The following is a 7,976-nucleotide window of genomic DNA, read 5'->3' as shown; positions in this document are numbered from 1 at the left end:
AAGTCAGTCATAACTACCTAATTAATAATCAATTATAAGGTGTTGCATTGACCGATTGAATACACCAGCACTCATCTTAATATCTATACTTTTTAAAGAATTGATAGACTTTTTATTCGTCTGAAAACAGGCAAGATGCCATACGGCTATCGCAAGAATCCGTTAAGCAAGTTTGATTGATACAAAGTACTATCAATGCTCACAAAGGCATTTGGTAGTAACGTATTCGCTTAAGCAGTTATGAGTAACTACACGCATTTTGTTCATTATATGTGTAATTTAAAATAAATTGGGTGAGCCAGTTAATTATAAGCTGAGCTTGAAGTATAGCTTTTAAGTTATCTTTAAAAGCCTATTTATTTGTAGACCTGGTTTTAGCCCAAAAGTTGTATCGTCATAGTTAATAGTATTCAACTTAATAACTACGCATTTTGCTTTTGTCGTTATAAATTCGCGATCTACATAAAAAACTTAGTCTAGTTTTTATGCTGGCTTAGTGAGCGAAACATAAGTACTGACGCACCTCAGTGAATTCTCAGTAAGAGTGGCTTTAGCTCTAGTGTTTCTATTATGTGTAATAATTAGTCATGACGCATAAATGCTACATTGGAAGCTAGCCACTATATGAATTCATTATTTTTATAAAACACTGGCTCTATCTAAGCAAGAAAGTGTTGCTTGGCCTTGCTGCTTATAGAGTTCAGCCATCTCCTCTCGCCCTTGTGCTTTTTTATCTAAACAATATAACAACTCGGCAGGGCGCATTAGTTTTACATTGATAGGTAAAAAATCAAGGTTATTATCAATCATATGCGTATTATCTAAACCAATAAACATACCAATATTACCATCAGAGTGATCAACAGACCATTCTGATGGTGCACCATCCATGTCTAATTGTAGTGTAAGAAAACGGTGCTTTATGAGGCGTTCTTTAAAGTTATCGATATTAGGTATTATGCGGCCAATAGTTTGAATTAGGTTCATTTGCCAAGAGCTGCTAAATCTTTGAATGGATTCATTGGTTTCTATATATACCTCAAATGGTGTTTCAGGGCTTGATAAGCCACTTGTAGCAACGATCTGATTTTCCCATTCTGGTGGTGTAACCAAAACAATATTTCGTGTGCTGCCATGCCAATGAGGGTAATCTGCTAAATAAGGATTTAAAAAGCTCAGCTCTAATGTTTCGTTTATTTCACCGGCTTGTTGCCAATAAGATGATAATATTGCTTGCTCTGATTCAGTTTGTTGTTGAGCATCTGAATTACTTTGAAAAAATTTGCTCTTATCATAACTGCTCTTTTCCCATGGGCATGCCATATCATCTGTTAAGCCTTCCCAAGACTCTATGGCTAAATGAAAGTCGCTACTTAATGAGTCAAACTCTGCATTATCGGCATCTAATCCAGTGTAGATTATATAATCTTCATCGAACTTAGTTTTAACGTCGTAACTACCATCACTTACTAATTCAAAACGAGCTTTATTCCAAGGAATATCCGCTTCGTCTTTTTTCATCATTTTATAAAGTGCATAAAATGCTTCATCACCCTGAGAATCTTTCAGTACTCCATCGATTATATCTACATCATAAAATTTTTCTTCGCCGCCGATATAGTAAGTTCCAGTCATAAAACCACAGGTATTTTCTCGACTCAGGCCGATATCACAATAAGCTTTATCCCACTGTTCGGGTAATGCGTCGAACATTGATTGGCCAATATGCTGGTGAATTTCTTCTGCTGAATTAAACATTATTACTCCTAGAGATTAAAATTAAACATCCTGCTCAATTAATTTGATATGACGTTCTTTAAAACTGCTAATTAATTTTTTTGATGGATTACTGTGTTCTAAACCGATGACTTGTTTTAAGTTAGGTAGCAGTGGTAAGTCTTTTGATGCTTTATTGCTTATTTTTAATACTTCATCTCCACAGCCTGGATCCCAAAAAGGCCATATCTGAGAATAAATTTCTGCGCCGCCATCGACACCGCAATCTTGTGTCAACGAAGTTACTTTCGCTAACAGATCCTCTGGGATATCAAGCCCTTTAAAGTAAGCGAGTACCTCGGGTATAACTTCATATCCTTCTTGCTCTTTATCAATTTCTCGCTGGTGATATTCAGCTATAAACTGGGAAAGGTCAAACTTAGGGGTTAATAAATTTTTATTATACATCAGCTCTTCAATAACAAGTAACTTAAAATTCAGATCGTTAAATTTGACTTTAGGTTTTTTATTAATCGGAAATGCTTTGGGTGTGTTTTTAAGATCTAAAATTCTTTCGATAAGTTGTTCAAGCTGTACTTTTGTTTTACTGTTTGGAGTAAGTTCTGAAAGGTTCTTTAAAAATGTAATGGTATTATTTTTTACCATTAATTTTTTAGCAGCCTTGTTATAGCTCGCATTTATAAAGGCGTTTGGGTCATTTTCAATGTTTGCTATTTCTTGGTTATATTCTTTAACTCTTTTTTTAACAATCTTAGCATCACCGTTATCCTCATTTAACTGGTTTATATAACTCTTTATTTTATCAACCTTCGTTTGCGGGTTGGGATAAATGCCATAGCCATTTAATACGCCTTGAGTTATAAAGTAATCAAGCTGCTCCTCATTCCAATGTGTAATATGAGTTGAAAGTAACCTTAAGACCTCTTTTGATTTTTTATATAAAAAGTCGCTTTTTTCGGTATAAAAACCAATCATTTCGCTTATTAAAATATAGAGTAGTAAATCACGATTTTCATCGTTTTGTTTGCTACATACAATGTCATTAATTAGTTGTGTATATTTTTTTAAAGAGTCTGAGGCTGAGGGTAATAAACTGACTAGAAGATTACAGATATCTTGGTAAGGATAAGTGCGTAAAAACTTAAATGCTAAGTTGCCACCAATACGTTTTAAGTCGTCATATCCTTCACTGTGATAAGAAGGGTGATAAAAATATAAAGAAATTAAATCACTCACCATCTCCCTTAAATCACCTTGCTCTGCAGGCGGTGGGTTTTGGATCAGTTGAGTGTTGGTCTCAAGTAACAACTGCTCTATTTCACTCTCTAATAACTCTGTGTGCGTAAGCAAAGCATGATGAGATTTTTTGTCAAAAATAACTTTATAATCTGATGAACTAAATAGCTGTAAAAAATAATATAATTTCGCAGGTTGGCTTTGACCTTCACGAAATAGTCTTAATTCTTTAATTAGTGATGAATAAAGTTGTAAAAGCGTTGCTTTATCAAAGGTGTCTTTCCATTGACGGTTTATCTTATCTTTTAATGACTTGTTTAATTTCTGTGTTTTTAAATCTAGTTCGTCCAAGTCAGGAATAAACGTTTTAAAAAATGACATATATGCTCATTAATAATAGAAAGGCTGTTTTAACATTTCACTGAGGAAATAGTTAATTTAAATATTAATAATACGTATTTAATTAGCTGAAGTCATCCCCTAGTAAGGCTTTAATCTAGGCGTGTCCTTCGCTAAAAATTCCACTAGATAAAGCTCTTTATTCGTCTATTTTATGAAGTGGTTAAGCCCTTCATTTTGTGGATAAGTAATTTACTGTTTTTCTGCTAATACGATATTTGGCCAAGTAGAGAACTCTGATTCTGGTATCTCTGACCATTGGGAAGCTGATGGATACGAACCATCACAATCATTTTTAATTTTTAGCATTGAAACTTTAACTTGGTCATTAATTATTTGATACGATGTTAATATACCACAGCCACCAGAACCCCGATATTTATTATTATTAGTTATGGTGTAATTTGACATATCGCTACGCAAGGCCCCCCATAATAAAGGCTTACTAAACTTATAAAAAGGTGCTTTAGTTAAATCCCCAGATATTACGGTATCAATATGACCTGAAGCATCATCATTTGCGATAAACTGTGGAAATGATAATAGAGTATATTTACCTGAATTTTCTTTAGTTTCTAAAAAAAACATCAACCCTTGATTGTAAGCACCTGTTGTACAAACTACTAAAGTTAATTGGCGATCGTCATACCAAGTATACGTATCAACACCAATAAAAGAAGGTGATATGTGACTTACTCCTTCATCGCATATTTCTGGCCAATTTAATCTCTTTTTCCAGTCACTCCGATTTCCAGGTTCTTTTAAATTTTTTGCAAGTATATTAGGTGTGTCTTGTTTGAGTGTAGCGGCAAAGCAGGATGTTAGTAATCCTGTAGAGATTAATAAAAACGCAGCTAATATATATTTATAGAACATTAATTTTCCTTATAATTTCGATAACCCTAATGAGTACAGATTTATTAGTTAAGTATTCCATATTATTATGCACTTGCACTTAGTGATTTGGCTGCTAATCGTAGTAAAATTCAATTTTATTTGCATATTCTGCAATTAGTTATTTTTTATCGTCGCCGTTTATAATACGACGCGCCTCAGTATAATCCGTTTTGATTACGTTTATATACTCAGCTAATTTTTTTGAGCGAAAGTACCTCTCTGCATTCCATGAGATGTGATTTCATAAGCAACGTTTTTGTAAGAGCTAAATCAGGAAAAATATACAATTTATTACCATAACCCAATGCCTACCTATATCTTTATAATTATAGTCCCATGTAAATTGAACATATCCACGACCATAATAAACGTTAGTATATTTTTATTTATCTAACCTCGAATGCCATTGCTGTCCATTACTTCATATTTTTTATCATAACGTTCGCCTTTTCCCTTACCAGCTTCACGTAGAGGAAGAAATGAATATGTAGTCTCATGGTAAGCAGTAGCCAGAATTTAAGCAGCCCAACGAAGAGCTGTAATTCTTACATCTGTTTTAAGCATTTCAAAAAAACCAACAAAGTCTTCACCTTTTGTAATGGTTAATCCTAAGTATTGCCTAAAATATTTTTTAAAAGTACTATCTGTTATTGTATTTAGTTTTTCTCTTGGGACCAAGTCTGGTCCGAAGAGTGTTTTTCGCAAATCTGTTGGTTTAACAGTTTGTTCAGCGAGTAATTTGTCTAATGTAGCGCCTCTTGGATCTATTCTGCCATCTGGCTTTTTTATTTTAACTACATCAGTTTGAAATTTTTTGATTGCACTAATTAATACTGGTGACGGATTTCCATTAATTAGTAAACGCGAAAATCGATTAGTATCGAACCGATGAATTTTTTTTTCGATGGGTGATGGTGTTTTTGTCGAAGGGAACCAATTGGCCTCATTACATATTGTTCGGGAGCTATTTGGGAAAAGGGGTAACCTTTGGTTATAGTTATTTAAAGGATCATTATTTATAATATTACTTTTATGAAAGTAATTTTTTAAAAGAGCTTGAATTAGGGCAACGTCAATGGCTTTATTATTACCATTGTTACCAACAGAATTTAAAATTTCAATTTTTTGCATGATTTAACATCCATTTTTTAATTACCGAGACAAATCCATGTCTTTACTTCAACACACTGAAGAAAGCGATACACATATTAAGGCGATTGTATAATATTTGTCAAATAGATTAGCACTGCTTATATATTGTTATGGAGTCTTTATTCTATCAAAGGTTGTATTGTATAATTATCAGCGTTGTCAATTAGAAAAAGTTCCAGATTGCTACTATGGGGAATGGTGTAGTTTAAAGGCTCTCTACACGTCGTTATTTATATTTTGAAGATACGAGATTAATTATTACTGTCTACTTTATGAAGCGCATAACCCAGTAATTCAAAATACTGGTTAAGCGCTTCATTTGCTTTATTAATATGCTCACTATTTGGGTATATCAAATTACTACTTTGTAATCCTCCCACCAAAAAACTATTTTTTATATTTGAATGCTGCTCAATACAGGCTTCAAAACAGCGTGCTGCAAGTTCCTCTGGCATACTCATATAATTCATATTGTGGGTTTTATCGTGCTCTATACACGTTTGAACAAAGTTATTTGCATCCACACCATCCTCATCTAAAAATACATATTTATAAAAACTGTTTAAAGTATTATTAAGTGGGTGCGATAAATTTGGTGTATTTGAAAGCCATAGTTTTGAGGCAAAACCAAATCGTGGTTTTGCTGCAAATAAATGCTCGCTTATATGATGGTCAAACGCGTGAAACCATTCGTGAGCGAGTGCGCCACCGCCTGCATTTTTTGCAAGAGCAAGTGTTTGAGTGGCCGCATTATAATGTGCCTGTACACCTTTTTGACCACCATGACCAAATGCAAAGTTAAGCTTGCCTCGCAGGCCGATAGCTTTAGGAGGTAAGTGTAGTATTTGCGCAAGATCCGCCAGTGCATCGTAAATTAAATTGGCGCTAATATAGCGCTCTTCTTTGGTTACCCATTTTCCAACGACCATAGATCTAAAGCCAAAGGTGTCTCTTATATCGCTAAAGTCGACTTGGTCGTCAAAGCGATAGTCGGGGCCTTGGCGAGTAAAGCCTCGTTTTAATCTGTTGGGATAATTACGCATTAAAGTTTATGGCGCCAAATTTAATCTAAGTAACGTGCTTTTACGTGCTCGGGCATGTGTTGGGTTTGTTTTTGTATTAATTCATCAAGCACATTATAAAGTGGTGCAGGATTTAGCTGCTCTATTAAAAACAAACTATGCGCTACGGCTTCAAGTGTGGATAGGCTGTCGGCCCGAGGGGTTTTACGGATAGCATAACGATTTTTAGGTAGTTGTTTAAAGCTGACCGTTTTGAACTGATTGAGTAAGGGAGTGAGTTGTAAAATTTTATAGGCTTTTTTCCATGTGCCATCAACCACGATTAAATGGGTGATGTTTGTTGCACTGGGTTGCTCAGCGCTCTCGTCTAAATCTATAGCGTTTTCGTTAGGATAGAGCAAAACAGTTGAGCTGACTGGCAGCGTTTTTAGTATGGCAAAGTCATCATTATTTTCACCTTTGATTATTTGGCAATCAGTTAGGCATAAATTGAGTAGCTTAGCGGTATTTTTTGCTATTTTTTCTTCGCTAGGGTGCTGTAGAATAATAACCGTGACTTTGTTGTTTATATTTGTAATTGCGTTGCAAATGCAGGTGTTTAGTGCAAAGTTACACTGAGTGCAAAGTGTGCGTGCCATTAAATAAACTTTTTGTTGCCAGTATGAACTTCATAATTATACATTTATAAGGTAATTAAGTTGGTTTTTTTTACGCATCAATATAAAGTAGTGATATTAAACGGTAATGTACATGGATTGTTTTAAGGGCTTAAAATATGACAGAAATAAATATTGATACATCGGCATTAGAGAGTATGGAATCGTTATTGGGTGAGCAATTTGCTGATACGCTTGATTTTTGTTGCGCAGAGTTCGAGCGTTTAGGATCTGAAGTGTTAGCAACCATTGGTAGGGACAGAGAAGCGGCTATTCGTCACTCTCACAGCTTAAAGTCTAATGCGGCGCAGTTTGGTGCTTCAAGCCTTGCAGAAGTATCTCGTGTTATTGAACAAAATTTAAACCTAGATAACTTAGCTGAAGCCATCGACGCATCTAATAGTTTAATGGCTCAAGTAACAGGCTCTCAGGCTAAGCTAAATGAATGGTTAGCATCTCGTTAAATATTTAAGTGTTGCTTGAATTTATTTCAGTATTAAGTGCTTAAATAGGCTGGTATTTTACGCCTTTACTAGGTTAGTCTAAAGACTCACTAGGGCGTGTTGAACTTTCGGGATTGAATTTGCAACGAGTGTCTGGTTTTTAGGTTAGACAGAGCCTATGCAGTGTGGTTTTTCCACATAAATAGGCGATAACAACATATAAAATCCAAACACGCATTGCCCAGAGGGTTCTTCCTAGGGGCTATTTTCTCTTTGTTACTCAATTTTTACTTAGCCCACTAGGTTACAAATCTCGCGCCGCGATTAAATCGCCCCTAGGTTGAACAAATTTAATCCATAAAGTCAATACGCCCTAGGTGCTCTGCGTTTTTCGCGAGTACCTTTTTTGGTTTGGGTTCCGTGTTTTTTTAGGT

General features: G+C 34.9%; 7 protein-coding genes. 1 reads left to right on the top strand and 6 read right to left on the bottom strand.

The annotated features are described in order from the left end of the window. Positions 1-639: 639 nt before the first annotated feature. The 6 genes from CWB66_RS16385 to CWB66_RS16360 all read right to left on the bottom strand — a co-directional run bounded on the left by CWB66_RS16385 (position 640) and on the right by CWB66_RS16360 (position 7,081). A complete protein-coding gene (locus tag CWB66_RS16385; RefSeq protein ID WP_138586194.1) occupies positions 640-1,758 on the bottom strand; it encodes a hypothetical protein in 1,119 nt (372 codons plus the stop codon). Positions 1,759-1,779: 21 nt separating this feature from the next. Beyond that, positions 1,780-3,354: a DUF6892 domain-containing protein gene (locus CWB66_RS16380; RefSeq protein WP_138586193.1), complete on the bottom strand. Its 1,575-nt coding sequence runs from the start codon at positions 3,352-3,354 to the stop codon at positions 1,780-1,782. Between the two features lie 210 nt (positions 3,355-3,564). Further along, a complete protein-coding gene (locus CWB66_RS16375) occupies positions 3,565-4,248 on the bottom strand; it encodes a hypothetical protein (RefSeq protein WP_138586192.1) in 684 nt (227 codons plus the stop codon). 537 nt (positions 4,249-4,785) lie between these two features. Continuing rightward, positions 4,786-5,400 (bottom strand): hypothetical protein, encoded by a 615-nt coding sequence (locus CWB66_RS16370; RefSeq protein ID WP_138586191.1) that lies wholly within the window; start codon positions 5,398-5,400, stop codon positions 4,786-4,788. A 272-nt stretch (positions 5,401-5,672) separates the two neighbouring features. Next, complete coding sequence (locus CWB66_RS16365; RefSeq protein WP_138586190.1) at positions 5,673-6,464, bottom strand: CLCA_X family protein; 792 nt, start codon at positions 6,462-6,464, stop codon at positions 5,673-5,675. A gap of 20 nt (positions 6,465-6,484) precedes the next feature. Then, entirely contained in the window at positions 6,485-7,081 is a 597-nt protein-coding gene (locus CWB66_RS16360; RefSeq protein ID WP_138586189.1) for a tRNA-uridine aminocarboxypropyltransferase, read from the bottom strand. Positions 7,082-7,218: 137 nt separating this feature from the next. Between CWB66_RS16360 and CWB66_RS16355 the strand changes: the two genes are divergently transcribed. Then, positions 7,219-7,563: an Hpt domain-containing protein gene (locus CWB66_RS16355; protein WP_138586188.1), complete on the top strand. Its 345-nt coding sequence runs from the start codon at positions 7,219-7,221 to the stop codon at positions 7,561-7,563. Positions 7,564-7,976: the final 413 nt, after the last annotated feature.

This window comes from Pseudoalteromonas sp. S558 (genome assembly GCF_005886635.1).
In the GTDB taxonomy this organism is placed as follows: domain Bacteria; phylum Pseudomonadota; class Gammaproteobacteria; order Enterobacterales; family Alteromonadaceae; genus Pseudoalteromonas; species Pseudoalteromonas aliena.
Note: the sequence above shows the minus strand (reverse complement) of the source record. Positions and strands in the feature narration are given on the sequence as shown.